Origin of the sequence: Pseudomonas sp. YJ42 (assembly GCF_047225135.1) — a bacterium.
GTDB lineage: Bacteria > Pseudomonadota > Gammaproteobacteria > Pseudomonadales > Pseudomonadaceae > Stutzerimonas > Stutzerimonas stutzeri_E.
Genome location: NZ_CP178378.1, coordinates 4,485,688 through 4,512,564, shown reverse-complemented (window position 1 = coordinate 4,512,564; position 26,877 = coordinate 4,485,688). Strand labels below are relative to the sequence as shown.

Below are 26,877 nucleotides of genomic sequence, written 5' to 3'. Positions count from 1 at the left end.
GCGGGCAGGGCGAACAGCTGACACGGCCCTTTCAATGCGGTCGCTCCCGACAATATCAAGTGCCCGACCGAACAGGCAGACGAAGCGAGGCAAAATGGCGACCAGGCGGGCATGAATCGGTTAGAAAAAACCGCCCTAGCATATCGCGACGGAGGGGCAGGCCCGCTATACTCTTGCCCCGTTTGCGCACCGCCCTCAGCGCGAAGCGAGGGTGTTGCATCAGTCACCTCCTCTCTTCGAGCCTCCCCATCATGAGTTTGTTCTCCGCTGTCGAAATGGCGCCGCGCGATCCGATCCTCGGCCTCAATGAAGCCTTCAATGCCGACACGCGGCAGAACAAGGTCAATCTGGGGGTGGGCGTCTACTACAACGAAGAAGGCCGAATTCCTCTGTTGCGCGCCGTCGCAGCCGCCGAGATGGCCCGTCTGGAACTCAACGCGCCACGCGGTTACCTGCCCATCGAAGGTATCGCCAGCTACGACATGGCCGTACAAGGCCTTTTGTTCGGTGGCGATTCGTCGCTTGTCGCCGATGGCCGCGTGGTGACCACCCAGGCACTGGGTGGCACCGGCGCATTGAAGATCGGTGCCGACTTCCTCAAGCGCTTGCTACCCGATGCGGTGGTGGCCATCACCAACCCCAGCTGGGAGAACCACCGCGCGCTGTTCGAGTCCGCCGGTTTCCCGGTACAGAACTATAGCTACTACGACGCGGCCAGCCACGGCATCGACCGCGCCGGCATGCTCGAGGATCTGAAAAACCTGCCGCCCCGCTCGATCGTCGTGCTGCACGCGTGCTGCCACAACCCGACCGGTGTCGATCTGCAGCCGCAAGATTGGAAGCAAATTCTCGAGGTGCTGCGCGCCAACGACCACGTGCCCTTCATCGACATCGCCTACCAGGGCTTCGGTGACAGTATCGAAGAAGACGCCGCCGCCGTGCGCCTGTTCGCCGAGTCAGGCATGAGCTTCTTCGTCTCCAGCTCGTTCTCCAAGTCTTTCTCGCTGTACGGCGAGCGTGTCGGCGCGCTGTCGATGGTCACGCAGGGCCGTGACGAATCGGCACGCGTGCTCTCGCAGATCAAGCGCGTGATCCGCACCAACTACTCCAACCCGCCGACTCATGGCGCCACCGTGGTCTCAGCCGTACTCAACAGCCCGGAACTGCGAGCCATGTGGGAAACCGAGCTGGCCGAGATGCGCACTCGCATCCAGGACATGCGCCTGAGCATGGTTCGCCAACTGGCCGAAAAAGGCGCCAAGCAGGACTTCAGCTTCGTTGCCAAACAGCGCGGCATGTTCTCTTATTCGGGCCTCACCGCGGCTCAGGTGGAACGCCTGCGCACCGAGTTCGGTGTCTACGCGATCGGCACAGGACGCATCTGCGCAGCGGCGCTGAACCACAACAATCTGGACCACGTCACGGACGCGATCGTCCAGGTCCTCTGATCCGAGAGGGGGTTGACTTCCCCTTTGTAAACAGTAGGATACGCACCGCTGTTCCGCGATAGCTCAGTCGGTAGAGCAAATGACTGTTAATCATTGGGTCCCTGGTTCGAGTCCAGGTCGCGGAGCCAAATCAGAAAGCCTCGGTTCATACCGGGGCTTTTTTATGGCTGCCAGACTCTCACCAGGGACTGCGTCCCAGGTTATTCGGCAAGCCTCACCCCTTCGGGGCCGCGCTGAAGCGCGTTCTGCTACGCAGTCGAGTCCAGGTCGCGGAGCCAAATCAGAAAGCCTCGGTTCATACCGGGGCTTTTTTATGGCTGCCAGACTCTCACCAGGGCTGCGTCCCAGGTTATTCGGCAAGCCTCACCCCTTCGGGGCCGCGCTGAAGCGCGTTCTGCTACGCAGTCGAGTCCAGGTCGCGGAGCCAAATCAGAAAGCCTCGGTTCATACCGGGGCTTTTTTATGGCTGCCAGACTCTCACCAGGGACTGCGTCCCAGGTTATTCGGCAAGCCTCACCCCTTCGGGGCCGCGTCGACAGCGCCTCAGGCTATCTCGCGCAACCAGACCAACAGATCGGCCTGCGGGCTGCCGGGCAGCAAGGGTTGCGGCGACAGCAGGCAGTAGCGCGAGCCGTCTTCGACGAACCCCAGCGGCGCGACCAACACGCCGCTGTCCAGATCGTCACGCACCAAGTGCCAGGGGCCGATAGCCACGCCCAGGCCGGCTACTGCCGCCTGCAGACTGAAGTAAAAATGATCGAAGATTTGCCCCGGCGCCTCGGGGACGCCCCGACCTGCCGCCAAGGCCCAGTCCTGCCAGGCGGACGGCCGTGTGCGAGAGTGGAGGCAAGGCACACCGGCCGGCAACGCAGCGCCATCATGCTCCAGGCGAAGCCAGATCGCCGCCTTGTCCGGGCGACAGACCGGGCCAACCCGCTCTACGAACAATGGCTCGGCATGGTAACTGCCAGGCCAGCGGAAATCGTCACGACGGATCGCCAGGTCGATCCCGTCCGCGAAGGAGAACGGCCCGCCGCCAGCAACCAGATGCACCTCCATCGCCGGGTGTCTGGCCTGGAAATCGGGCCAACGAGGAATCAGCCATCGCATTAACAACGTGGGTTCGCACGACACCACCCAGCGCCGCGCCTGGCGACCACTGGCGCGCAGTTCGCCGACAGCCTGCCGCATCAGGTCAAAGCCCCCGCTCACCGCCCGCGCCAGGGTACGCCCAGCCTCGGTCAGAAACACGCGACGGCCACGCCGCTCGAACAGCGCCACGCCCAGTTCATCTTCGAGCAGACGCACAGCGCGACTGACCGCCCCATGGGTCAGATGCAACTCATCGGCCGCGCGACTGAAATTCTCCAGACGAGCCGCGGCTTCGAAGCAACGCAGCGCCAGCAACGACGGCAAGCGCCGATCGACGGCTAGTGAGCCTGACTCACTATGACTGTCAGAAAACATCGTTATTCATCCGGAAAGCGCCTGGTTAGCATCCATTTTTCTGCCTACCGACAGGATACGCGATGACTGAATTGATAGCCGTAGTCACAATCACGGTGTTCGCGGTGATCAGCCCGGGACCGGACTTCGCAATGGTCACACGCAACAGCCTGACGCTGTCGCGCCGCGCCGGCGTGCTGACGGCCCTGGGTATCGGCCTGGGCGTGCTGGTCCACCTCACCTACACCCTTCTGGGTGTCGGCCTGCTGATTGAGCAGTCGCTTTGGCTATTCAATGCCATCAAGCTGGTCGGCGCCGCCTACCTGATCTATCTCGGCGTGACGATGCTGCGCGCGAAGCCGAGTGGCGCACCGGCCGACGGCGCCGCACCACCACCGTCAGACTGGGGTGCATTGCGCACCGGTTTTCTGACCAATGCGCTGAACCCGAAGACCACCGTGTTCATCGTCAGCCTGTTCATTCAGGTGGTGCGTCCCGATACGCCACTGGCGGTGCAGATCGGCTATGGCGCTTTCATCTCGATGGCGCACATGGCTTGGTTCGGATTGGTCGCGCTGTGCTTTTCAGCCGGCGTCGTGCGTGAGCGTCTTCTGGCCGTCCGCCATTGGATAGACCGTTTGTTCGGCGGGCTGCTGGTCGCTTTCGGGGTGCTGCTGGCAGCCGCTCGCGGGACGTACTGACCGCGCACGCCGCCCACGTCGACGGTGTGTGCGAGACCAAGGTTGTCGGCCAGAAACAAAAACGCCCCGCATGAGCAGGGCGTTTCGATACTACAGAGCGATTACTGCTTGGCAGGCTCTTCGGCAGCTTCTTCAGCAGCCTCAGGCTCGGCTTCAGCAGCCGGAGCCGCTTCGTTTTCTTCGCCCTTGATGCCCAACAGCTCCAGGTCAAAGACCAGAACCGAGTTGGCGGGGATCAGCGGGCTTGGGCTCTGCTCGCCATAGGCCAGCTCACTCGGGATGTACAGCTTGTATTTCTCGCCGACGTGCATCAGCTGCAGGCCTTCGACCCAACCCGGAATCACACCGCCGACCGGCAGATCGATCGGGGTGCCGCGCTTGATCGAGCTATCGAAGACGGTGCCATCGGTCAGGCTGCCTTCATAGTGGACGGTAACGACATCGTCCGGACCCGGTTGCGGGCCGTCAGCCGACTTGACCACCTCATACTGCAGACCAGACTCGGTGGTCTTCACGCCGTCACGCTTGGCGTTGTCTTCGAGGAATTTCTTGCCCTTCGCCGCGGCTTCCTTATTCATCTCGACCAAGCGCTCTTCGGCGCGCGCCTGCAGAGCGGAGAAGGCCTCCATCAGCTGCTCGTCGGTCAGCTTCTGCTCTTTCTTGCCAATGGCATCGTCGATACCCTGCGCAACCGCATTCGAATCGAGATCAGCCATGCCTTCCTGAGCCAGGCTCTTGCCCATGTTCAGTCCGATACCGTAGGACGCTTTCTGTGCCGGAGTATCCAGCTTGACGCTGGTTTCTGAATCACAGCCCGCCAGGACCAGGCCAATCAGGGCTATCGCAGACGCCAAACGTTGATGTCTCATTCTGTTTCCTTAAATACGCTTGAAGGGGTGAAGCAAATCGATTGCCGGAGCTTAACAGTCACCCCCAGCAGTGGCTACCGAGCGGACCGAGGTAATAGGTAAAGACAATGCAAAGTACGGAAGTGCCGCACGAAACGTGCAAACAGGAAGAAAACTCAAATTGAAGGCGAAAAAAAAGCGACCTTAAGGTCGCTTTTTTCGAGCTATCAAGGCGTTCAGTGGTCCTTGATGGCGAATATGGCGCAGCGGACGGGACTCGAACCCGCGACCCCCGGCGTGACAGGCCGGTATTCTAACCGACTGAACTACCGCTGCGCTAAACCTCGAGTGGTGGGTGATGACGGGATCGAACCGCCGACCCTCTGCTTGTAAGGCAGATGCTCTCCCAGCTGAGCTAATCACCCGTTTGCTCTCGAAGTGGGGCGCATTCTAGAGAGGGTTCCTGACCTTGGCAAGCCCCTTTTGAAAAAAAAATTGAAGAACTTACAAAGACTTAGGAACCCCTCTGTTTATTGGCCGTTTTTGCGGTTTCCATCGGCATTGCGGCTCGGCAGGGTTGGCCTGGCTTGCCGGGACGGGAATAATGCGCCCTTTGCTTTTACCGGAGTTTCAAATCGCCATGTGGTTTCGCAATCTGCTCGTCTACCGTCTCACCCAGAACGTGCCTTTCGATGTCGAGACACTTGAAGCCGCATTGGCCGCCAAGCCCGCCCGCCCCTGCGCCAGTCAGGAACTGAGCACCTACGGATTCGTTGCGCCTTTCGGCAAGGGCGAAGATGCCCCGCTGGTGCATGCCAGCCAGGGCTTTCTGCTGATTTCCACGCGCAAGGAAGAGCGCATTCTGCCCGGCAGCGTGGTCAAGGACGCTCTGAAGGAAAAGGTCGACGAGATCGAAAACGAGCAGATGCGTAAGGTCTACAAGAAAGAACGTGACCAGCTCAAGGACGACATCATTCAGGCCTTCCTGCCCCGCGCCTTCATCCGTAAGTCCGGCACCTTCGCCGCCATCGCGCCCGAACAGGGGCTGATCCTGGTCGACTCGTCCAGTCCCAAGCGCGCCGAAGACTTGCTGTCGACGCTGCGTGAAGCCATCGGCTCGCTGCCAGTGCGTCCGCTGACGGTGAAAATCGCTCCATCGGCCACGATGACCGACTGGGTCAAGACGCAGAAAGCGGCAGATGACTTCTTCGTCCTCGACGAGTGCGAGCTGCGCGATACCCATGAAGATGGCGGTGTGGTGCGCTGCAAGCGCCAGGACCTGACCAGCGACGAGATCCAGCAGCATCTGGAAGTCGGCAAGCAGGTCACTCAGCTGTCGCTGGGCTGGCAGGACAAGCTGTCCTTCGTGCTCGACGACAAGCTGGTGATCAAGCGCCTGCGTTTCGAAGAGCTGCTGCAGGACCAGGCCGAGCAGGACGGCGGCGACGACGACCTCGGCCAGCAGGACGCCAGCTTCCTGCTGATGATGCTGACCTTCAAGGAGTTCCTGCCCGCGCTATTCGAAGCCCTGGGTGGTGAGGAGATCCCACAGGGCATCTAAACTGCCCTGGCCGTCAGCCCCGGCTGACGGCACCCCCTCCATAACTACAAGGTAAGCCCGATGCGTGCCCTCGCCGCCCTCAGCCGCTTTGTCGGCAACACCTTCGCCCTCTGGGTCCTGCTGTTCGCCATTCTCGCCTTCTTCCAGCCCAGCTGGTTCCTTCCCGCCACCGCCTGGATCGTCCCGCTGCTGGGGCTGATCATGTTCGGCATGGGTCTGACGCTTAAAACGGCTGATTTCGCCGAGGTTGCGCGTCGGCCGCTGTGGGTGGCATTGGGTGTCGGGGCGCAATTTCTGATCATGCCCGCCCTCGCCTGGCTACTCTGCCAACTGCTGGGGTTGCCGGCGGAAATTGCGGTTGGCGTGATCCTGGTGGGCTGTTGCCCGGGCGGTACCGCGTCCAACGTGATCGCCTGGTTCTCGCGGGGTGACGTCGCGCTCTCGGTGGCGATCACCGCCGTCACCACCCTGCTCGCCCCGCTGGTCACGCCCGCATTGATCTGGCTGCTGGCTTCGGCCTGGCTACCGGTCAATTTCGGCGCCCTGTTCATGTCCATCGTACAGATCGTGCTGGTGCCGATCGCCCTCGGCCTGATCGCCCGCCGCCTGCTGGGCAATCGGGTGCATCAGGTGGTCGATATCCTGCCGCTGGTTTCGGTGGTGAGCATCGTGATCATCGTGGCCGCCGTGGTCGCGGCCAGCCAGGCAAAGATCGCCGAATCCGGCTTGCTGATCATGGCCGTGGTGATATTGCATAACAGCCTGGGGCTCGGCATCGGCTACCTCGTCGGGCGCCTGTTCGGCCTACCGCTGGCGCAGCGCAAGACACTGTCGATCGAAGTCGGCATGCAGAACTCGGGGCTCGGCGCAGCCCTGGCCAGTGCGCATTTCTCGCCGTTGGCGGCCGTGCCAAGCGCGTTGTTCAGCGTCTGGCACAATCTGTCCGGTGCGCTGCTGGCGACGGTCTATCGGCGGATGAAGGATAAAGGCTCCGACGCGTCCTGATACGCGTCTACCGGTCCGGGCCTCTTGCCCGGACTGTCTCGTTGTGCAAAATAGCGCCTGCTGAGGACGACCTCAGGCGGCATCAACTCACCGGGGACGGCCCCACCCAATTTACCGTCCTATCGAGGTGCGCATGTCCTGGATCATCCTGTTTTTTGCCGGCCTGTTCGAAATCGGCTGGGCCGTCGGACTGAAGTTCACCGATGGCTTCAGTCGCCCGCTTCCCACCCTGCTTACCGTTGCTGCGATGGCTGCCAGCCTTGGCCTGCTAGGGCTGGCCATGAAGGAGTTGCCGCTGGGCACCGCCTACGCCGTCTGGACCGGGGTAGGTGCCGTGGGGACCGTGATCGCCGGAATCATATTGTTCGGCGAATCGATGAGCCTGTTTCGTCTGGGCAGTGTGCTGCTGATCTGCATCGGTTTGCTTGGTCTGAAGCTCAGCCACTGAAGTCGCCGCGGCAGCCGGTCGAGCGCCAGCTGCCGTGGTGCCGTCAGCCAAACAGGGCCGGCTCTCGATAACGCCGAGCACAGGCCTGACCATCTGCGCGGAACAGGTGGCACTTATCGGCCAACAGGCCTGTCGCGTAGACCTGGCCCACCGCAACACGACGATTGCCATCGCTGGCGACCGCGACCATTTCGTCCACGCCTTCGAAGTTCAGATGCAGGAGGTTGTGGTCACCGAGTCGCTCGGCGACCGCAATCTCGCCATTGAAGACGAAGTCAGCCCTATCGGCATCGACGAAATGCTCAGGACGAATGCCCAGGGTCACGGCATCGCCAGGGCTGACCTGGCTGCCATCCACCGGCAATCGCAACGCGCTGCCACCCGGCATCGTCACCTCCACCGAATCGGCGTCCGCTCGCAGCACGCTCACCGGCAGAAAATTCATTTGTGGCGAGCCGATGAAGCCGGCCACGAACTGGTTGCTCGGGTAGTGATACAGCTCCAGCGGCGGCCCGACCTGGGCGATGCGCCCAGCATTGAGCACGACGATCTTGTCGGCCAGAGTCATGGCCTCGACCTGATCATGGGTCACGTAGATCATGGTCGCCTTGAGGCGCTGATGCAGGCGCGAGATTTCGATGCGCATCTGCACGCGGAGAAAGGCATCGAGGTTCGACAATGGCTCGTCGAAGAGAAACACCTTGGGTTCGCGCACCATGGTCCGGCCGATCGCCACGCGCTGGCGCTGCCCACCGGAGAGATCCTTGGGCTTGCGGTCGAGCATTTGGTCGAGCTGCAGGATCTTCGCCACCGAGTCCACCCGGCGATGAATCTCGCCTTTGTCGATCTTCGCCAGTTTCAGGCCGAACGCCATGTTTTCCGCGACATTCATATGCGGATAGAGCGCGTAGGACTGAAACACCATGCCCACCGAGCGATCCATCGGCGGCAGTTCGTTGACCCGCTCGCCATCGATCTGCAGCTCGCCGTCAGTGATGTCCTCGAGTCCGGCAATCAGCCGCAGCAACGTGGACTTGCCGCAGCCGGACGGACCGACGAACACCACGAACTCACCATCGGCGATATCCAGATCGATACCGCAGGTGATAGGCACCTCGTCGTAGCTCTTGCAGATATTCCGCAGGGTTACGCTGGCCATTATTGTTGTTCTCCTTCAAAACAGTCGCGGCGACGCATCGCGGCGAGCGAAGCAGGCGGGCGGCTGCCGGTCGAAACGAAGCACCAGTCTCGTCTCGACCCGGGCAACTCAACCGAGCCGGCGCGCAAATCCGAATCCATGCGCCGGCAAGTGTACGCCATGGCCCTCGAAGACAGCCGATGCCGAGGGCACATCGAGGCCTTCGACCGGAGCCGACAGGTCAAAGTGCCGTGCGCTGTTGGCCATATTGAACAGGCACACCCAGACTTCATCATCCAGGCGGCGCTCGTACACCAGCAAGGCGTCGTCATGGTAGACGGTGCGCACACTGCCCTCGATCAACAGGCGCTGATCCTGGCGCCAGGCGAGGAAGCGGCGATAGATGTTGAGCATCGAATTCGGGTCCGGCTCCTGCGCAGCGACCGACAGCGGCAGGTGCTTGTCGGCCAGCGGCAACCAGGGCTGCTCGCGGCTGAAACCACCGTGCGGGTCCTGATCATGCCAAGGCATCGGCGTACGGCAGCCGTCGCGGCCTTTGAACTCCGGCCAGAAGCGGATGCCGTAAGGGTCCACCAGTTGCTCGAACTGCAGCTCGGCTTCGTCCAGGCCCAACTCCTCGCCCTGATAAAGGCACACGCTACCGCGCATGCTCAACAGCATCGCCATGAACATCCGCCCGCGCGCATGATCCGGCTGGTTGGCCAGCGCCCAGCGACTCATCACGCGCACCACATCGTGGTTACCGATCGACCAGCAGGGCCAGCCATCGACCAGCTCGCGCTCCACACAATCGATGGTGTGCCGCAGGAAGCCTGGGCTGCACTGCTCGGTGAGCAGGTCGAAAGAATAGGCCATATGCAGCGTGTCGCTGCCGCCGGTGTAGGCGGCCATGGTCCGCAGCGAGTGATCGCAGCCGATCTCGGCCACCGTGGCGCTGCCCGGATAGCGCTCGAGCAGCTGGCGAATACGCCGCAGGAAGTCGAGGTTTTCCGGCTGGGTTTTGTCGTAGATGTGCTTCTGGAACGCGTAGGGGTTGTCGGCGCGCACGCCGATGCTGCCTTCGCGAATGTCGTGGTTTGGCGGATTGTCGCGCAGCTCGCGGTCGTGAAAATAGAAGTTCGCCGCGTCCAGGCGAAAGCCGTCGACGCCCAGTTTCAGCCAGAACTCCATGTCGTCGAGCAGCTGCTGCTGCACCGCTTCGCAATGAAAGTTGAGGTCCGGCTGGCTGGAAAGAAAGTTGTGCAGGTAGTACTGCTTGCGGCGACTATCCCAGGTCCAGGCCGGACCACCGAACACCGAGAGCCAGTTGTTGGGCACGGTGCCGTCATCCTTCGGGTCAGCCCAGACGTACCAGTCGGCCTTGGCGTTGTCGCGGCTGGAGCGGCTTTCCATGAACCAGGCGTGCTGATCGGATGAATGATTGAGGACCTGATCGATGAGGATGCGAATGCCACGCGCATGGGCGACCTCGATGACCCGTTTGAAATCCTCCAGCGTGCCGAACAGCGGATCCACACCGCGATAGTCGGACACGTCATAACCGAAGTCCTTCATCGGCGAGGTGAAGAACGGCGATAGCCAGATGGCGTCGACATTGAGGCTGGCGATGTAGTCGATCTTCTCGACTACACCGAGCAGATCGCCAACCCCATCGCCGTTGCTGTCATAGAAGCTGCGCGGGTAAACCTGATAAATGACGCCGCCGCGCCACCAGTCGTTGCGATTCATACAACCAACCTTCGATGTTTGGGGGAACACGCCGTCACTTTAGGTGCGGCAACCCGTCGCAACATCCTCCCGCCCCTGCATTAGCGAGGCGTATGGCGCGGGCGTAGAGACGGACCGATCAGGGGGCGTAGTGCATCTACCCAAGGCTGGGCCCGACGCCGCAGCGTCGCGATTGGCACACTCATGCGGATCGCCATAAAACCGTCAACCAGCAAGCGAGTCGACACTTATTTGTCACGAGCAACTTCTAGGATCGATGCAGTTCCGGGACTGACCCTGCAGTAGCAGCCGCGCCAGCAACTCCCCGCGCCGCCGCGCCAGCCAGGAGCGACACGCATCCACACATCCATGGAGAGATGACAATGTTCAAGTGCAAGCCCCTCGCAGCCGCCATCATCGCGATCCTCGCCACCCAGGCCTACGCCGACGACAACAGTGCAGAACAGAGCCAGTCCGGTGCCGACAACATTGTTGAAGTCACTCAGACGGGTGGCCAGGACAACCTGTCCTATCAATCACAGATAGGCACCAGCAACGATGCCATGGTCACTCAGAACCAGGCCATCTCATCGGATGCCGTGCAGACCCAGACCGGCGATCTGAACCGCGCGGACGTCGTGCAGAATTCGACCGAGCAGAGCGAAGCGATCCAGTTGCAGCAAGGCGACAACCACGATGCCAGCATCGTCCAGAGCGACTCCTTTGGTGCCAGCGCCCGTCAGTATCAGGACGGTAGCTACAACACCGCGATCACTGAGCAGACCGCGGCCGACCTGAGCACCGCCATCACCGAGCAGGAGGGCACCGACAACTTCGCCGAGGCTATTCAAAGCAACACCGAATCGAGCCTTGCCGAGCAGCGTCAGGAGGGCAACGACAACGTCTCGCTGGTGTGGCAGGAAGGCGGCGCACGCAACGACGGCCTGGTCAGTCAGAACGGCAATGGCAACGACGCGACCATTTATCAAATGGACGCCTCCGATTCCAGCGCCGAGATCGACCAGCAGGGTGATTCGCAGGTCGCATCCGTTACGCAGGAAGGCGCAGATCACAACGCCAGCATCCAATCGATGGGCCTGATGAACGAGGCGTACATCGACCAGAGCGGCAGCCTGCAGACCGCATCGATCTACCAGGACGGTACATCCAACAGCGCCGACATCTTTCAGGCTGGAGAGAGCAACACTGCCAGCACCGAGCAGACTGGCGACAGCAACTTCATCACCGTCGATCAACTGGACGGCAGTTTCCAGACCGCCTCGTTACAGCAGAACGGCGAGCACAACGAAGCCTATGTCACTCAGCAAGGCACGGATCACCAGGTCGACTACGCCCAGGACGGCACCGACAACCTGCTCACCGTGACCCAAACCGGAAATGGCAACGAGCTGACCGGTTCCAGCTACGGCGACAACAACCGTGTGGACGTGATGCAGGGCGGCGACCTCAACGTGGCTGACATTCAGCAAATCTACGGATCGGACAACGAAGTCAGCCTGACGCAAGATGGCCAGGACAATCTGGCGACCGTCATTCAAGGCGGCGTAGGTAACCAGGCAATGCTGATGCAGAGCGGCATGGGCGACTCGGCAATGGTGTCGCAGATGGGCTCGGGCAACGTGGCCACCGTAACTCAGCAGTAAGCGGTACCGGCAGCCGGTCCAGCGCCGGCTGCCATCCCAACATCCTTCAGCGTATACGGGCCGGGTTCCCCAATGCCGTCGCCCCCGCCGCCACATCTCGTGTCACAACACTGCCCGCACCGATAACCGCATCATCGCCGATGGTCACGCCCGGCAGGATGATCGCGCCACCGCCGATCCATACATTCTTGCCGATCACCACCGGGCGACCGAATTCCAGACCGCTGCGGCGTTCTTCCGCGCCGCGTGGATGGTCCGCTGCATAGATCTGCACGGCCGGACCGATCTGCGTGCCGCTGCCGATGCGTACCTCGACGACATCCAGAATCACGCAGTTGAAGTTTAAGAACACGTCGTCGCCGAGATGGATGTTGTAGCCGTAATCGCAATGAAACGGCGGCCGCACCACGGCGCCTTCGCCCACGCTCCCCAACAACTCCCTCAGCAAGGCTCGACGCACCGCCGGCGTCTCGGCGAGCGCTGCGTTGTAGCGCACCATCCAGGCCTTGGCCAAGGCGTGATCGGCCTGCAGCTCGGGGTCGCCTGGTCGGTAAAGTTCGCCGGCGAGCATCTTCTGTTTTTCGGTCATCGACATGTCGGGCTCCACTGGGATGAAAAAACGCCTCCGTCCTTGGACTGGTCGGAGGCGTAATCGCTCATGCAATCGCGCCCGCTATTCGCCCTGGATCTTGCTCAAAAGGCTGCGCGCCAATTGCACGGCCTCGTTGCGATGAGTGATGTTGAGCTTCTGGTACAGGCTGCGAATGTGCGTCTTGATGGTGGTCGGCGCGACGTTCAGATGTTCGGCGATCTGCTCGTTGGATTGCCCGGCGTGGATCAGGCTGAGCACCTGCCACTCGCGCCGGGTCAGCGGGGAATGGCGGATCAGCTCCGGTACGTCCGGACGGTTGATGATGTCCTGAATAACCGCCTCGTCCAGGGTGATGCGGATGGCCCGGCTGAAATCGCGCTGCTGCTGCGCCAGCTGAATGAGCCGATCGGCGCGCTGCGCTTCCAGCTCGTCGAGCCGGCGCTCGTGTTGCAGGGCCTTGAGCATGGCGATCAGCAACTTGCCGGTGCGCAGGAAGCTGCCAATGGCGCCCGTACTGCTGGCCAGGGTCAACGCCAGCTGTAGATGATCCAGCGCCTGTTGGCGTTCTTCGCGCAGCCAGTGCAGCTGTGCGAGCAGGATGTGGTTACGGTTCAGATCCATGACCAAACCGTGCTGCTCGGCATCGACCTGCAACTGCCGAAGAATCGGCAGCGCCTTTTCCGTCTGTTTCAGCGACAGGTAGGCACGCGCGTGGTTGCGAGCGTTGTACTGGGCGAAGTGATTGAGGCCGCGCTCGAGAGCCGGCGCGGTGAGCAGCCATTGCTGGATTGCGGTCTTGTCCTGGGTCGAATCCCAGTAGCTGAGCATTACCGCATGGGCATTGGCGAGCCAGTCGACGTGGTAGTTATCGTCAGCCAGCATGCTCTGCATCTTGCCGATGTAATCGGCGCAGGCGCTCTGCTGGCCCCGTGCGTGGGCGATGCCAGCGAGTAGCGCATAGCATTGCAGCAGCCAACGATCGCCGACATCCTCCAGAATCTGAATGCCCTGCAGCGCGCACTGCTCGGCGGCATCCAGATGATGCCACTCGAGCAACACTTGGCCGCGCACCCGATAGATGAACTCCATGATGGGCGTGGCCTGGAGATCGGCCTGCTCGACGTACTGAATAGCCCGCTCCTGCAGCGAATAGGCCTTCTGCAGGTAGCCTTGGGCAATGGCGATTTCCGACAGCTGCCCTAGGTTCCAGACCACCAAGTGCGAGGCGCGAATTTCGCGCGCACGACGCTCGGCCTCCTCGTACTGCTTCTGCGCCTGAGGCAGCAGGCCTTGGACGAAATGCGCCTCGGCCAGGCCGGACAGCGCCGCCACCTTGGAGGTACGCATGATCAGCGGCTCACGCACCAGGGCTTCGCGGGCCAGGACGATCGCCTGCTGCTCGTCGCCGCGATTCATCGCCACCTGAGCGCGCACGGCGTTGAATTCGCCGACGATGCGCGCCCAGTCTTCGTCAGAACAGCTGTGTTGCAGGGCCAGCTCGCCGGCCTTGAACCAGCGCTCGACCTGATCGAACTGATAGGAGTTCTGCGACACCCAGGCCTGCAACAGGGTCAGCAGCGGCGAGCCGGCGATAACCGCTTCCGGCAGGGTTTCCAGACATTGCTGCAGTAAGCCGAGGCGGCCCTGACGGTAAAACTGCCGGCCATGACGCTCCAGCACCTCGCCGACCCGCGTCGGACAGCCGGCCAGCACCGCGTGGCGCGCCGCCTCTTCCGGCAGGCTTTCGGCCACCAGCGCTTCGGAGGCGCGCAGATGCAGTTCGGAGAGCCGCTGCGGCTGACGGGTGCGCAACTCGCCCTGCATGAAGGTGGCGAACAGCGGATGGTAGGCATACCACTGGCGCAGGCTGTCCAAGGGCTGCAAAAAGAGCCCGCCGCGCTCCAACTGCTCCAGCATGTCACGGGCATTGCTGCCCTGGGTCAGGTGATCGGCCAGGGGGGCATTGAACCGTTCGAGCAGGCAGGTCGCCTGGAGAAAATCCAGCGTGGTTGCGCCCAGATTGGCGATCACCTGCTCGCGCATGTAATCCCGAACATAGGGATGGCCGAGCTGCAGGTTCTCCAGAAACAGGTCCATGCCGCGTCCGGTCTGCACTTCCTGCAATACCAGCTGCAATGCGCAGGGCCAGCCGCCGATACGCCGATTGAGGCGCTCGACCTGCTCGCGGTTGATCGACACCGGCAGTCCCAGATCCAGCAGCGCCTGCACCTCATCAGTCTCGAAGGCCAGATGCTGGGTATCGACAGTGAGCAACTGATGTTTGACCCGCAAATCGGCGACGCCCAGCTCCGGCAGGCCTCGGCTGCACACCAGCAGCGTCATCCAGCTCGGCATGTTGCGCAGAAAAAATCGCAGTGCGGCGATCACTTCCGCGTTGTACAGGGTCTCGAAGTCATCCAGCACCAACAGCACCGGCTCATGTTCACCGGGCAACTCGGCCAGCAGGTGCGTGAGCAGGGTATCGAAGGCCTCCCGGCCCTGCCCGGCCAGCAACAGACTGCGCGGACAGCCGTGTTCCAACCGCGCATCGAGCACATGCAACAAGTAGCGGCCGAGCTGCAGCGGATCGTTGTCGCTTGGGTGCAGCTGCAGCCAGGCGACCTGACCGTCGAAGGCCCGTGCCCACTGACAGGCCAGGGTCGTCTTGCCGAAACCACTGGGCGCATGCAGCACTGCCAGCCGCACCTCGCCAAGGCGCTGCAACCATTCGTCCAGACGCGGCCGCGCCAGTAGACCGCGCGGCAACGGCGGCATGCTCATCTTCGCGGGTATCAGTGGCAGCGGTGCAGGCATTGCAGCATTCATGTCTGGCTCTCCATGGCGCACCCGTTCGGGCCGTCCTTAACCTTTAACGCCCCCGGCGGTCAGCCCGCCGACGATCCACTTCTGGCAATAGAGGAACACCGCAGTGATCGGCAGTCCGGACAGCACCGCCGCCGCGGCGAAATCGCCCCAGAGGTAGTTCTGGTCATACAGGTACTGCTGCGCCCCGACCGACAGCGTGAGCTTGTCGACGTCCATCAGCAGCACCGAGGCAATCGGATACTCGGTGATGCTGGTGATGAAGGCGAGGATGAACACCACCGCCAGGATCGGCACGCTCATCGGCAGCAGGATATGCACGAAGGCCTGCCAGGTGGTGGCGCCATCGACGATTGCCGCCTCTTCCAGCGAGCCGTCGATGCTCTCGAAATAACCCTTGATGGTCCAGATATGCAGCGCCATGCCGCCCAGCGAGGCGATGATCACCGCCCCATGGGTGTTCACCCCGAGCCAGCCGACGTGCTTGCCGAGCTGGTCGAACAGCGCATAGATCGCGACCAGCGTCAGCACCGGGGGGAACATCTGGAAGATCAGCATGCCCTTGAGGATCGGTCCTTTGCCACCGAAGCGAAGACGGGCGAAGGCGTAGGCGCTGGTGGTCGATAGCATGAGGATCAACAGCGAGCTGATCAGCGCAATCTTCATCGAGTTCCACAGCCAGGTCAGCACCGGGAATGGCGGGTTGCTGATTTCGCCGTTTTCGTGGACGTAGGGAATGCCCAGCGCCAGCGACCAGTGCTCCAGCGTCGGGTTATCCGGCAGCAAGCTGCCGGTGGCGAAGTTGCCCTCTCGGAAGGAAATCGACACCACCATCAGCAGTGGGAACACGATCAGTGCAACGAAGGCGAGCAGCCCGGCATGAGTGAGCCAGACGCGGTATTTGACGGATTTCGGTTGAACCATGGCCATGTGCGTGCCCCTCAGACCTTCACTTTAGAGAGTTTCAGATTCAGCCAGGCCATGGCGCCGACGACGATGAAGATCAACGTGGCGATGGCGGCGGCCAGGGCGAAGTTCTGCCCCGAATCCTGGAACGCGATGCGATAGGTGTAACTGACCAGCAGGTCGGTGGTTCCCGCCGGCGTGGTGGTGCCGAGAATGTCCGGGCCGCCGCGGGTCAACAGGGTAATCAACACGAAATTGTTGAAGTTGAACGCAAAGCTTGCGATCAGCAGTGGTGCCAGCGGCTTGATCAGCAACGGCAGAGTAATTTTCAGCAGATTATCCAGCGGCGTCGCGCCATCCATTGCCGAAGCCTCATAGAGGTCACGCGGAATCGCCTGCAGCAGCCCCATGCACAACAGCAGCATGTAGGGATAACCGAGCCAGGTGTTGACCATCAGGATCATGCTGCGCGCCAGGGTCGGGTCGCTGAACCAGTCCGGGCGCATTCCGAACAGGCTGTCGAGCATCAGGTTGATCTCGCCGAAGCTCTGGTTGAACAGACCTTTGAACACCAGGATCGAGATGAACGCCGGCACCGCGTACGGCAGGATCAGCATCAGCCGGTAGAAGGCTTTGCCGCGCACCATATCCCACTGCAGCAGGCTCGCCAGCACGAGCCCGACGGCGAGCGTGAAGATCACCGTCAGCGCGGCGAAGCACACCGTCCAAACGAAGATCTGCAGGAATGGGCCGCGAATCTTCGGATCGGTCAACACCTTGGCGAAGTTGCTCCAGCCAGCGTAAACGGTGTAACCGGGTGCCACCGCCCGCCCGTCGGCATCGACGTAGAAGCCGATCTCATCGTTGGCGGTCAGGCGGTCGCCCGTCTGGTTGTTGACCAACGAGCCGTCGTCCTGAAGCCGATACAGCGGCTCCACCGCGGCTACCTCGCGCAGCCCGTAGAGACGCAGCAGCTGCCCCTCATGGCCACGCATGACCCATTGTTCCAATTGCTTGCGCTGGCGAATCACGTCACGCAGCGGCAGGGCCTCGCCCAGGTCGTCGACGTCCGCGTCGCGGATCATGCCCAGCGGCTCGCCCTCGATCGGCTCACCCTCCAGCGGAGCGGAAATCCAAACGCCTTGCTCGCCACGATCGACGCGCAAGCGCCTCTGGCCCTCATCGTTCTGATGCAGGCTGAAGCCGAAGCGCTCACCTGCCAGGTAAGTCTGGTTGAGGTGATAACGCTGCGCCTGCTCGAAACTCAACAGGTTGGTGCCGCTGTAGTTGGTGAAGCCGATCCCCACCGTGTACAGCAGCGGGAAAATGACGAACACCAGCATCCCGGCAACCGCCGGAAAGATGTAGCGATGGGCATAGGCGCGGCGACTGATGAAGACGAAACTGGCGATACCCGCGAGTACCAACCCGAGCAGGGCGAACACGGTCTGCCCCTGGGCGTACAAGGCGACGATCAGGTACAGGGCGAAGGCGTTGCACAACAGCCACAGGCCCCAACGCATCGCGGCCGGCAGCTTGGGAATCGGCAGTTTCGGTACGGCACGGCCGGGCATCTCGGCGGGAACATTCACAGCGGACATCGGAATCTGAGCCTCAGGGCGCGCAGCCGAAGACGCAGGCGTCTCCAGCGGCGGCTGCGGGTTGTCGTTACTTGACGATGCGTTTGGCGGCGTCATCCAGGGCGGCATCCACGGTTTGGCGACCGGAGGTGATATTGGTCAGGGCGGGCTCCATGGCCGACCAGAACACACCCATCTGCGGAATGTTCGGCATCGGACGGCCTTGCTGCGCACTCTCGAAGGTCGCCTTGATCATCGGATCGTCGGACAGTTCGGCCATGAATTCCTTGTTCACCACCGCCCCCAGCGGCACGTCGGCATTCACCGTCTTCAGCCCTTCGACCTTGAGCAGGTAGTTTTCCAGGAACTCAATTGCCAGCGCCTGGTTCGGACTGGCGGCGTTGAGGGTCGCCGCCATCACGCCCGAGAACGGCTTGCTCGGACCGTCGCCCACCGCCGGGATCGGCGCCACGCCGAAGTCGATGCCGCTCTTCTTGATGTTCGACCAGGCCCAGGGCCCGCTGATGAACATCGCCGATTCGCCCTTGTTGAATGCAGCTTCGGCGGCGCTGTAGTCGGCACCCTTGGGCATGACGCCTTCATCGATCAGCCGCTTGAGTACGGTTGCGCCCTGCTTGGCACCATCGTTGTTGACGCCGGTTTTGCTGACGTCATAACCCGAGTCACCGTCGGCAAAGACGTAACCACCATTGGCCGCCAGCAGGGCCCAGGTGAAGTAGGTGTTGTTGTAATCCCAGAGAATCGCGCGTTTGCCATCGGCGGCGAGCGTTTTATTGAGGGCGAAGACCTCATCGAAGGTCTTTGGCGGGGTCGAAACGAGGGCCTTGTTGTAGATCAGCGCGGGCGCTTCCACCGCCATGGGGTATCCCCACAGCTTGCCCTGGTAGCTCACCGCGTCCCAGGCAAAGTCGGCGATCTCGCCCTTGGTCTTGGCGCTCGGCGTGATGGGAGACAGCAGCCCGCTCTGCGCCCACTCGCCAAGCCGGTCGTGCGCCCAGATGAAAATGTCCGGACCGTTGCCGGTGGCCGCCGCCTGCTGGAACTTGTCGGTCGCCGCATCCGGATGAGCGACTTCGACGGTGATGCCGGTTTCCTCGGTAAATTTGTTGCCAACCTCAGCCAGGCCTTTATAGCCCTTGTCACCGTTTATCCAGACGACCAGCTTGCCTTCTTCGATAGCGGCCTGGACGGACAGCGGCAGACTCAGGGTTGCGGAGAGACCGATGGCGGCCGCTGCAAACAGCTTTTTATTCATTTGGGTATTCCCTCGTGGCTTCTTATTTTTTATCCACACGTTCTGCGTGCCGCCTGGCGGTCTCGCAGTGCCTCCATACTCGCCCTGCAGGAGCGCTAAAACATCCTCCTCCGGGGGAGGATGAGGGGCGTAGAAGCGGGGCGTAGTTTCGCCTCCGAACGACGGCTACCCGCCGCATCAAACGACCTTTCTCAGCCTGCACAAGGCCACCGAAACCCGCTTGAATACGGAAACATTCTCGCCTAGCCGGAGCCGGACATGCGCCCTCTTCCGCCCCTTAGTCCATTCATCCTAGCCCTTTGTTGCAGTCTGCTCTCGCCTGCCGTGCGAGCAGAACCGCAAGTCGCCATCCGACTCAATGGTCAGCCGTTGCAGCCGACCTGGGAATCACTCGCCGAGGATCGTTTCGCGACGGAGCTGGACCTGTCGAAAGGCAGCCTTCAGCTAGGCCCCGACGAGGCCCTGACCCAATCGCTCAAACCGTTCCAGCGCCATGACCTGAACGCCGGCAGCCGCTTCGATTTTGAGGTGACGGAACCGGGGCGCTATCGCCTGCTGATAAAGACCGGCGAGGATGCCAGCCTGCGGCTGCTGCCGATCCGTCAGACGGGCGAGCCCGTCGAGCAGGCCTGCCGGCCTTGGGCGGGCGAAGCCGTACAGGTTCCGGTTGCCGGTGTATTCGACAACGGCCAGCGCTTGCGCGATGCCTATAGCGGCAGCACCGCCACCGTGCAGAACGGCAAGGTCGAGCTGACACCGGCGCCCGGCAGCGACGGCTTGCTGCTCATCGAAGCCGCCGAGTCGCGTTCAGAGCAGCAGCGCGATTGGCGCAACGCGACCGTCTATTTCGCGCTGACCGACCGTTTCGCCAATGGCGACCCGCACAATGACCGCAGCTATGGCCGCGAGCCGGACGGCGCAGAGGAAATCGGCACCTTTCACGGCGGCGATCTCAAAGGCCTGACGGGTAAGCTCGACTACCTCGCCGAACTGGGCATCGACGCCCTGTGGATCAGCGCGCCGTACGAGCAGATTCACGGCTGGGTCGGTGGCGGCGAGAAAGGCGACTTCCGTCACTACGCCTACCACGGCTATTACGCGCTGGACTACACCCAGCTGGACGCCAACATGGGCAGCGAGGACGACCTGCGCGAGCTCATCGCCGGCGCCCATGCGCGAGGGATTCGCGTGTTGTTCGATGTGGTGCTCAACCACGCCGGCTATTCGACCCTGGCCGATATGCAAGACTACGGGTTCGGCGCCTTGCGCCAAGGCATGACGCAATACCTGCCTGAACGCTGGAGCGACTGGCAGCCGGAGCCGTACGAAAACCTGCACGCCTACCACAACCTGATCGACTACGATCACCCCGCCTGGTCCCGCTGGTGGGGCAAGGACTGGGTACGCGCCGGTATCGCCGACTACCCCGCACCGCCGAGCGTGCTGGTGGATCCACTCAAGGGCTCGCTGGCATTCCTGCCGGACTTTCGCACCGAGCGCGACACCCCGGTCGGCCTGCCGGAATTTCTTCGCCACAAGCAGTCAACCCGCGCCGTCGAGCGTGACGGCTACCGCGTACGTGACTACCTCAATGAATGGCTGACCAACTGGGTGCGCGAGTTCGGCGTCGATGGCTTTCGTGCCGACACCGTCATGCATGTCGAACCGGCGGCCTGGGCACAGCTGCGTCAACAGGCCGATCAAGCCCGCCGCGACTGGTCAGCGGCCAACCCGAACGATCCGCTGGCCGGCGAGCCGTTCTGGATGGTCGGCGAAGTCTTCGGCCACGGCCCGGAGACGAGCGACTATCAAGCCAACGGATTCGACGCACTGATCAATTTCGCCTTTCAACAGGAAATCGCCGGCGCGGCCAGCGATTGCCTGCGTCGTGCCGACAAGGGCTACAGCCATTACGCCGAGTTGCTGGCCAACCACCCCGGGCACAACTTCATGAGCTACGCCTCATCCCATGACACCTCGCTGTTCAGCGCACAACACGACGGCGATTTGCCGCGCCAACGCGGTCTCGCCAGCGCGCTTCTGCTGAGCCCCGGCGCGGTGCAGATCTACTACGGCGACGAGAGCGCACGCGCCTTCGGCCCTACCGGCTCCGACCCTTTTCAGGGCACGCGTTCGGACATGAACTGGGGCGATCACGCCAGACCGGAGATCGCCGCGTTGATCGAGCACTGGCAGCGTCTCGGCCAGTTCCGTGCGCGCCACCCCGCGGTCGGCGCCGGCAGTCATCGGCAACTGTCCGAGTCGCCTTATGCATTTGTCCGCCAGCACGGCGAGGACAAGATCATCGTGGTGCAGGCTCGTTGAGCCGTATAGCCGCAGAGGAATTCTCATGACACCTGAACAACACCGCCATGCTGCCCAGCTCGATTTCGTCGCCAGCGGGGCCGAGATAGAAATCGGCACGCCCGCCGATTGCCCGCTGCCACTCGAGCAGCTGGCCGCCACGCGGGGCGACGAGCCCTATGTTCGAGAACGCTTCAGCGCCGGCCTCACCGCCCACGTCTATCGCATCCATGCCAGCGGCCAAGACTGGACGCTCAAACGCGCCCGCCGCCGATGCAAAGTACAGAACACCGACGGTCAGACCAGCTTTCTCAACGAGATACAGCGGCGCGCCGACCTGCGTCAGCTCCAGCGCGACCCGCTGCTCGGCGAGCGCCTGAGCGCGATCGTCGAGACCCGCTACGCCAGTTTTCGCCAGGGCGTGCTGCTGTCGCCCTGGATCGACGGCGTCCCGGTCCAGGCCTGGGACGAGCGCCAGCTCACGCAGCTTTTCGACACGCTGGTGGCGTTGCTGCTTGGTGGGCTCTTCGAGTGGGACCTGTGCCCCGGCAATACCCTGGACGATGGCCAGGTGCGGCTGTTCGACTTCGGCTACATGTACCGCTTCGACCCGCTGCGCCAGTTCAATAGCAACGGCACCGCTATGCCACAGTTCCACGCCGCCGAGCGATTCGAGACGCGTCAGTACTTCGCCCACCTGCTGGGGTTGGAGCAACAAGGCGAGCAGCACGCGCTCAACGCTTTCTCGCTGGAAAAGCGCATCGCTATCGACGCCTATCAACGCCTTCGTTCGGAGCTCGCGACCCGTGGCGCCACATCGACGGTGCTCGACTGGCTGGACGGCATTATCACCGGCTGGCGGCAAGCGATATCAGGCGATACAGAAGCGCTGTATCTGCAGGAAGCCTGGCGTTCCCACTGGCTCGACCTGCACGACGACCTCGGCGGCCAGACCTGCACGCCCTCCACCCTGGCGCGCATCGGCTGGCTGGAACAGGCCGTCCGCGAGCGCCACCGAGACCTGCAACGCCTGACGGCGGCGGGGCCCGCCGAGCCTCTGCTGACTGAGCTGCACGAAGCTCGGCGCCTGGCGACGCAGTGGCAGGTCGCGTGACGCCGCTCAAATCGTTCGATTATCGCCCAGCTTCAGACATACAAAGGAGGAAGCCCGGTTCGTCTTTGATATCGTGTATTAACCAGATGGTACATTTATCGAAGAGCCGCAATGACCCAGACCATTCTTGTTTTGAACGGCCCCAATCTGAACCTGTTGGGCACCCGCGAACCCGCCACTTACGGGTCTGAGACCCTCGCCGACATCACCGAGCTGTGTCGCTGCACCGGTGAGGCCAATGGGCTGGAAATCGAGTTTTTCCAGACCAACCATGAAGGTGAGCTGCTGGATCGCATCCATTCCGCGCGCGGCCGCTGCGCCGGCATCCTGATCAACCCGGCGGCCTGGACACACACCTCGGTAGCCGTACGTGATGCACTGGCGGCAGTCGAGCTGCCGGTGATCGAGGTGCATTTGTCCAACGTGCACAAGCGCGAAGCCTTCCGCCATTACTCCTATGTCGCGCCGATCGCGGTTGGGGTGATTTGCGGATTGGGAAGCCACGGCTACCGCCTCGGCCTGGAACATTTCGCTCACCTACTCAAGTCCCGACCATGACCGATTCGACGAAGCGTTCGGTACTCGCCGGCCTGATCGGTGCCGGCATCCAGGCCTCACGTACGCCTGCGTTACATGAACACGAAGGCGATGCCCAAGGCATCCGCTACCTGTACCGGTTGATCGATCTCGACACGCTCGGCCTCGACCTGGCTGCCCTGCCGGACTTGCTCAGCGCGGCGGAGCGCATGGGCTTTACCGGGCTAAACATCACCTTCCCGGCGAAACAGGCCGTCATTCCCTTGCTAGACGCGCTGTCTGAGGAAGCCCGGGGCATCGGCGCGGTCAATACGGTGGTGCTCGAGGATGGTAAACGCGTCGGCCATAATACCGATGCACTGGGTTTCGCCGAAGGGTTCCGCCGCGGCCTGCCTGGCGTCGCGCGTCGTCATGTCGTGCAAATGGGCGCCGGCGGTGCCGGTGCCGCGGTGGCCCATGCGTTGCTGACCGAAGGTGTCGAACGGCTGAGCATTTTCGAGGTGGACCCAGCGCGCGCTCAGGGCCTGGTGGACAACCTCAGCGCCACCTTCGGCAAGGCGCGCGTCGAACTCGGTCACGATCTGCCCGCGGCAATGAGCCAGGCTGACGGTCTGGTCAACACAACGCCGGTAGGCATGGCCAAGCTGCCGGGCACGCCACTGCCAATCGAGCTGCTGCGCGCCGATCTTTGGGTCGCCGAGATCATTTATTTCCCGCTGGAAACGGAGCTGCTCCGCCACGCACGTGCCATCGGCTGCGCGACGCTCGATGGAGGCACCATGGCGGTCTTCCAGGCGGTCAAAGCATTCGAGCTGTTCGCCGGTGTGCACGCCGACGCCGAGCGGATGCAGGCGCATTTTCTTTCCATGTGACGTCGCGACGTGGCCTGCAGGCCGGGCAGTTTCAGTCAGGCCTGCAGGTAGCGCAGCACCGAATCGCAGATCATTTCGCGGTGCCGCGCCTGCACCTGCGGGTCATGCAGATCGATCTGAAAGATTTCGCCGAAGGTGTGCCGATTGGAGTTGCGATAAAAGCAGAACGAGCTGATCAGCAGATGTACGTCCAACGCGATCAAGCCCTTGCGGAACAACCCGGCTGCCTCGCCGCGCCGCAGGATCTCGTCCAGCAGTACCAGCACGTTGTTACTCAGTGAGCGAATCGCCTCGGAGCGCTTCACGAACTGGCCGTGATGGATGTTCTCGACACTGACAATGCGGATGAAACCCGGATTGCGGTCGTGGTGGTCGAAGGTGAATTCGACCAGCCGACGAATCGCCTCGCGCGGTTCCAGCTCGGCCAGATGCAGCGAGCTTTCGGTGTTGCGGATATCGCCGTACAACCGCTCGAGCACGTGCAGGTAGAGCTGCTCCTTGCTGCCGAAGTAGTAGTAGATCATCCGCTTCGAGGTACGGGTGCGCTCGGCGATCGCATCGACCCGCGCGCCGGACAGCCCCTGCTGGACGAACTCCGCAATGGCTGCCTCGAGAATGTCCTGGCGAGTTTTCTCCGGGTTGTTCTTGCGTCCCGTGCGAGGCGCTTTCTCGGCTACTAAGGCATCGACTGCTTGCGTCATCGTGATATCTGTCAGGCTTTGGCGAGAGGCGATTATGGACCGCCTGACGCTGAAATAAAGTGCTGGCGATCCGCGCTTACAGCTTTGGCGTGGTGGTCGCGCCACTACGGGCCTTGGCCATGGCCGCCAGCCGTACCGCGACGTTCGCCGCACCATAGCCTGCGTAACCATTCTTGCGCTGTAACACTTCGAAGAAGAATCGCCCTTCGAACGCCTCGGTGTAGACGTGGAAGAGTTCGCCACCTTCGACATCGCGATCGTAAAGCACGTTGTAGTACGCCAGTTCGCTGAGGAACTCATCGTCGAAATCGAAGCGCGCGGCCAGGTCATCGTAGTAATTCAGCGGAATGTCCAGCAGCGGCACTCCAGCATCCTTGGCCCGATTCACCTCGGTGAAGATGTCCTGGCAGTCGAAGGCAATGTGATGCACGCCGGAGCCGCGATAGCTCGATACCGCATGGGAAATCGCCGTGTTGCGGTTATCCGAGATGTTCAGCGGCAGCCGAATGCTGCTACAGCGGCTGCGGATGGCACGGCTTTTCACCAGTCCATAGGGGTCGGGCAGCACGACTTCGTCATCGGCCTGGAAATCGAACAGGGTCTTGTAGAACAGTACCCAGGTATCCAGCCCGTCGGCCGGTAGCGCCATGGCCATGTGGTCGATGCGCCCCAACTGGCCGACCTGCCTGGCATCCGGATCCAGGATGAAATCGCTGTCATAGATCGTGCGTCCGGGCTCGCCGTGCTCCACCAGATAGATCAGGCTGCCGTCCGGCGCGCGCACCGCCGGAATCTCCGTCTCGTTCGGCCCGACCAGGCCGCGATAGGGTTGTCCCTTGAACGCCCTCGCCCGCTCCAGCGCAGCGGCCCCGTCACGCACCCGCAGCGCCGTCGCGCATAACGATGGGCCGTGGGCTTCGAAGAAGTTGTGGCCAAACGAATAGGGTTCGGCGTTGAGCACGATGTTGATGTCACCCTGGCGCATCAGGCTGACCGCCTTCGAGCGGTGCTTGCCGGCACGGGCGAATCCCAGCCGTTCGAGCCAGTCGCTCAGCTTGGCGGCACAAGGCTCGTCCACAGCGAATTCGAGAAATTCGACGCCCTCATAACGGCTCGCCTCGGGCGGTGCGAACAGCGTGTCGAGCTGCGCAGCCGGCGCCGGGTCCTGCTCCAGCAGCTTGCGGGTTTTCTCTTCGAGGTACAGCAGCGAACGCAGTCCATCGGCGGCATTGCTGCGCGGCGGCGCGGCGCGGAAACCATCGTTGAATATCTCCAGCGACAGCGGGCCGCTGTAGCCGGTCCGCAGAATAGGCGCAAGGAATGCCGGTAGATCGAACTCGCCCTGGCCGGGGAAACAGCGGAAGTGGCGGCTCCATTCCAGCACGTCCATGGCCAGCACCGGCGCATCGGCCATCTGCACGAAGAAGATCTTCTCGGCGGGAATCTCACTGATTGCCGCCGGATCGCCCTTGAGCGAGAGGGTATGGAAGCTGTCGAGAATCACGCCCAGCGCCGGGTGATCGACCTGTTTGACCAGCTTCCAGACCTGCTGATAGGTATTGACGTGGCGACCCCAGGCCAATGCCTCATAGCCGATCCGCAACTTCCGAGCGCCTGCCCGGTCGGCCAGCAGCGCCAGATCGTCGATCAGAATCTGCTCGTCGCCGATGGAATCGGGCTGCACGTTGCTGCATACCAAGACCAGATCGGTACCCAGCTCCTGCATCAGGTCGAACTTGCGCTCGGCGCGGTCGATGTTGCGCTGAAGCCGCTCGCGGCGGCAGCCTTCGAAATCGCGAAACGGTTGGAACAAGGTAATCGCAATGCCCAGATCCTGGCACATGCGCTGGATGTCGCGCGGGCTGCCGGAGTAATACAGCAGATCGTTTTCGAAGATTTCGACGCCGTCGAAACCGGCCGAGGCGATGGCTTCAAGCTTTTCTGGAAGGGTCCCGCTCAGGGAGACAGTTGCGATCGAGCGATGCATGCGAAGGCTCCTGGTCGACGATGGCGACACGCCGGATTGGCGTCGTTACGTTGGATGGGCGCCAAGGATCACTCGGCTTTGACCGATCTTGGCGTGTGAGCGTCAGGCGCGCAAACAGAATGTACTAACCAGTGAGTTTTACTGTTCGATAATCGAACGCTCGATAATCGCTTCGTAAACCGCCGCATCCGGAATGCT

The 26,877-nt window shown here is 62.3% G+C and carries 21 protein-coding genes and 3 tRNA genes; 11 read left to right on the top strand and 13 right to left on the bottom strand.

What is annotated here, in order from left to right:
• The first annotated feature begins 251 nt into the window (after positions 1 to 251).
• Positions 252 to 1,448 carry an amino acid aminotransferase gene (locus ACL0K2_RS20880; RefSeq protein ID WP_045162961.1) on the top strand — a complete coding sequence of 399 codons (1,197 nt, stop codon included), beginning with the start codon at positions 252 to 254 and terminating at the stop codon, positions 1,446 to 1,448.
• A gap of 52 nt (positions 1,449 to 1,500) precedes the next feature.
• Positions 1,501 to 1,576 (top strand) — tRNA-Asn (locus ACL0K2_RS20875).
• A 415-nt stretch (positions 1,577 to 1,991) separates the two neighbouring features.
• Here the strand turns inward: ACL0K2_RS20875 and ACL0K2_RS20870 are convergent.
• On the bottom strand, positions 1,992 to 2,915 hold the full coding sequence (locus ACL0K2_RS20870) for a LysR substrate-binding domain-containing protein (RefSeq protein ID WP_239609709.1): 924 nt from the start codon (positions 2,913 to 2,915) through the stop codon (positions 1,992 to 1,994).
• A 62-nt stretch (positions 2,916 to 2,977) separates the two neighbouring features.
• Between ACL0K2_RS20870 and ACL0K2_RS20865 the strand changes: the two genes are divergently transcribed.
• Complete coding sequence (locus ACL0K2_RS20865) at positions 2,978 to 3,595, top strand: LysE family translocator (protein WP_413043358.1); 618 nt, start codon at positions 2,978 to 2,980, stop codon at positions 3,593 to 3,595.
• Between the two features lie 101 nt (positions 3,596 to 3,696).
• Here ACL0K2_RS20865 and ACL0K2_RS20860 read toward each other — a convergent pair whose 3' ends face one another.
• From ACL0K2_RS20860 to ACL0K2_RS20850, 3 genes are all read right to left on the bottom strand, one after another.
• On the bottom strand, positions 3,697 to 4,464 hold the full coding sequence (locus ACL0K2_RS20860; RefSeq protein WP_080890657.1) for an FKBP-type peptidyl-prolyl cis-trans isomerase: 768 nt from the start codon (positions 4,462 to 4,464) through the stop codon (positions 3,697 to 3,699).
• A 238-nt stretch (positions 4,465 to 4,702) separates the two neighbouring features.
• Positions 4,703 to 4,779 (bottom strand) — tRNA-Asp (locus tag ACL0K2_RS20855).
• Between the two features lie 13 nt (positions 4,780 to 4,792).
• Positions 4,793 to 4,868, bottom strand: a tRNA-Val gene (locus tag ACL0K2_RS20850).
• 215 nt (positions 4,869 to 5,083) lie between these two features.
• Here ACL0K2_RS20850 and rdgC point away from each other — a divergent pair.
• The 3 genes from rdgC (at position 5,084) to sugE (ending at position 7,457) form a co-directional block, all read left to right on the top strand.
• The gene (gene rdgC, locus ACL0K2_RS20845; protein WP_045163651.1) at positions 5,084 to 6,004 is read left to right on the top strand and encodes a recombination-associated protein RdgC; all 921 of its coding nucleotides are present in this window, start codon (positions 5,084 to 5,086) and stop codon (positions 6,002 to 6,004) included.
• Between the two features lie 60 nt (positions 6,005 to 6,064).
• Complete coding sequence (locus ACL0K2_RS20840) at positions 6,065 to 7,009, top strand: bile acid:sodium symporter family protein (RefSeq protein ID WP_045163652.1); 945 nt, start codon at positions 6,065 to 6,067, stop codon at positions 7,007 to 7,009.
• Positions 7,010 to 7,142: 133 nt separating this feature from the next.
• Positions 7,143 to 7,457 carry a quaternary ammonium compound efflux SMR transporter SugE gene (gene sugE, locus ACL0K2_RS20835; protein WP_045163653.1) on the top strand — a complete coding sequence of 105 codons (315 nt, stop codon included), beginning with the start codon at positions 7,143 to 7,145 and terminating at the stop codon, positions 7,455 to 7,457.
• 43 nt (positions 7,458 to 7,500) lie between these two features.
• On the opposite strand, the gene malK is transcribed toward sugE, so the two are convergent.
• Positions 7,501 to 8,616: a maltose/maltodextrin ABC transporter ATP-binding protein MalK gene (gene malK, locus ACL0K2_RS20830; RefSeq protein WP_413043357.1), complete on the bottom strand. Its 1,116-nt coding sequence runs from the start codon at positions 8,614 to 8,616 to the stop codon at positions 7,501 to 7,503.
• A 108-nt stretch (positions 8,617 to 8,724) separates the two neighbouring features.
• A complete protein-coding gene (locus ACL0K2_RS20825) occupies positions 8,725 to 10,344 on the bottom strand; it encodes an alpha-glucosidase (protein WP_413043356.1) in 1,620 nt (539 codons plus the stop codon).
• A 362-nt stretch (positions 10,345 to 10,706) separates the two neighbouring features.
• Here ACL0K2_RS20825 and ACL0K2_RS20820 point away from each other — a divergent pair, with 362 nt between their 5' ends.
• Positions 10,707 to 11,987: a hypothetical protein gene (locus ACL0K2_RS20820; RefSeq protein WP_413043355.1), complete on the top strand. Its 1,281-nt coding sequence runs from the start codon at positions 10,707 to 10,709 to the stop codon at positions 11,985 to 11,987.
• 46 nt (positions 11,988 to 12,033) lie between these two features.
• Here the strand turns inward: ACL0K2_RS20820 and ACL0K2_RS20815 are convergent, their stop codons facing one another.
• The 5 genes from ACL0K2_RS20815 to malE form a co-directional block, all read right to left on the bottom strand.
• Positions 12,034 to 12,582: a sugar O-acetyltransferase gene (locus ACL0K2_RS20815; RefSeq protein ID WP_413043354.1), complete on the bottom strand. Its 549-nt coding sequence runs from the start codon at positions 12,580 to 12,582 to the stop codon at positions 12,034 to 12,036.
• 78 nt (positions 12,583 to 12,660) lie between these two features.
• Positions 12,661 to 15,405 (bottom strand): HTH-type transcriptional regulator MalT, encoded by a 2,745-nt coding sequence (gene malT / locus ACL0K2_RS20810; protein WP_413043353.1) that lies wholly within the window; start codon positions 15,403 to 15,405, stop codon positions 12,661 to 12,663.
• 36 nt (positions 15,406 to 15,441) lie between these two features.
• Positions 15,442 to 16,332, bottom strand: a complete 891-nt coding sequence (gene malG / locus ACL0K2_RS20805) for a maltose ABC transporter permease MalG (protein WP_413043352.1) — start codon at positions 16,330 to 16,332, stop codon at positions 15,442 to 15,444.
• Positions 16,333 to 16,343: 11 nt separating this feature from the next.
• Complete coding sequence (gene malF, locus ACL0K2_RS20800; protein WP_413043351.1) at positions 16,344 to 17,909, bottom strand: maltose ABC transporter permease MalF; 1,566 nt, start codon at positions 17,907 to 17,909, stop codon at positions 16,344 to 16,346.
• A 67-nt stretch (positions 17,910 to 17,976) separates the two neighbouring features.
• Positions 17,977 to 19,164, bottom strand: coding sequence for a maltose/maltodextrin ABC transporter substrate-binding protein MalE (gene malE, locus ACL0K2_RS20795; RefSeq protein WP_413043350.1), 1,188 nt, complete (start codon positions 19,162 to 19,164; stop codon positions 17,977 to 17,979).
• A 258-nt stretch (positions 19,165 to 19,422) separates the two neighbouring features.
• On the opposite strand from malE, the gene ACL0K2_RS20790 reads away from it, so the two are divergent.
• From ACL0K2_RS20790 to ACL0K2_RS20775, 4 genes are all read left to right on the top strand, one after another.
• Entirely contained in the window at positions 19,423 to 21,489 is a 2,067-nt protein-coding gene (locus ACL0K2_RS20790) for an alpha-amylase (RefSeq protein WP_413043349.1), read from the top strand.
• A 25-nt stretch (positions 21,490 to 21,514) separates the two neighbouring features.
• Positions 21,515 to 22,582, top strand: a complete 1,068-nt coding sequence (locus ACL0K2_RS20785) for a hypothetical protein (protein ID WP_413043348.1) — start codon at positions 21,515 to 21,517, stop codon at positions 22,580 to 22,582.
• Between the two features lie 111 nt (positions 22,583 to 22,693).
• Positions 22,694 to 23,140: a type II 3-dehydroquinate dehydratase gene (gene aroQ, locus ACL0K2_RS20780; protein WP_413043347.1), complete on the top strand. Its 447-nt coding sequence runs from the start codon at positions 22,694 to 22,696 to the stop codon at positions 23,138 to 23,140.
• On the top strand, positions 23,137 to 23,991 hold the full coding sequence (locus tag ACL0K2_RS20775; RefSeq protein WP_413043346.1) for a shikimate dehydrogenase: 855 nt from the start codon (positions 23,137 to 23,139) through the stop codon (positions 23,989 to 23,991). The genes aroQ and ACL0K2_RS20775 overlap by 4 nt, the downstream gene beginning before the upstream one ends.
• Positions 23,992 to 24,026: 35 nt before the next feature.
• Here the strand turns inward: ACL0K2_RS20775 and ACL0K2_RS20770 are convergent, their stop codons facing one another.
• Both ACL0K2_RS20770 and quiC read right to left on the bottom strand, forming a co-directional pair.
• Positions 24,027 to 24,692 carry a TetR/AcrR family transcriptional regulator gene (locus tag ACL0K2_RS20770; protein WP_413043345.1) on the bottom strand — a complete coding sequence of 222 codons (666 nt, stop codon included), beginning with the start codon at positions 24,690 to 24,692 and terminating at the stop codon, positions 24,027 to 24,029.
• A 76-nt stretch (positions 24,693 to 24,768) separates the two neighbouring features.
• A complete protein-coding gene (quiC, locus tag ACL0K2_RS20765) occupies positions 24,769 to 26,679 on the bottom strand; it encodes a 3-dehydroshikimate dehydratase QuiC (RefSeq protein ID WP_413043344.1) in 1,911 nt (636 codons plus the stop codon).
• Between the last annotated feature and the right edge of the window lie 198 nt (positions 26,680 to 26,877).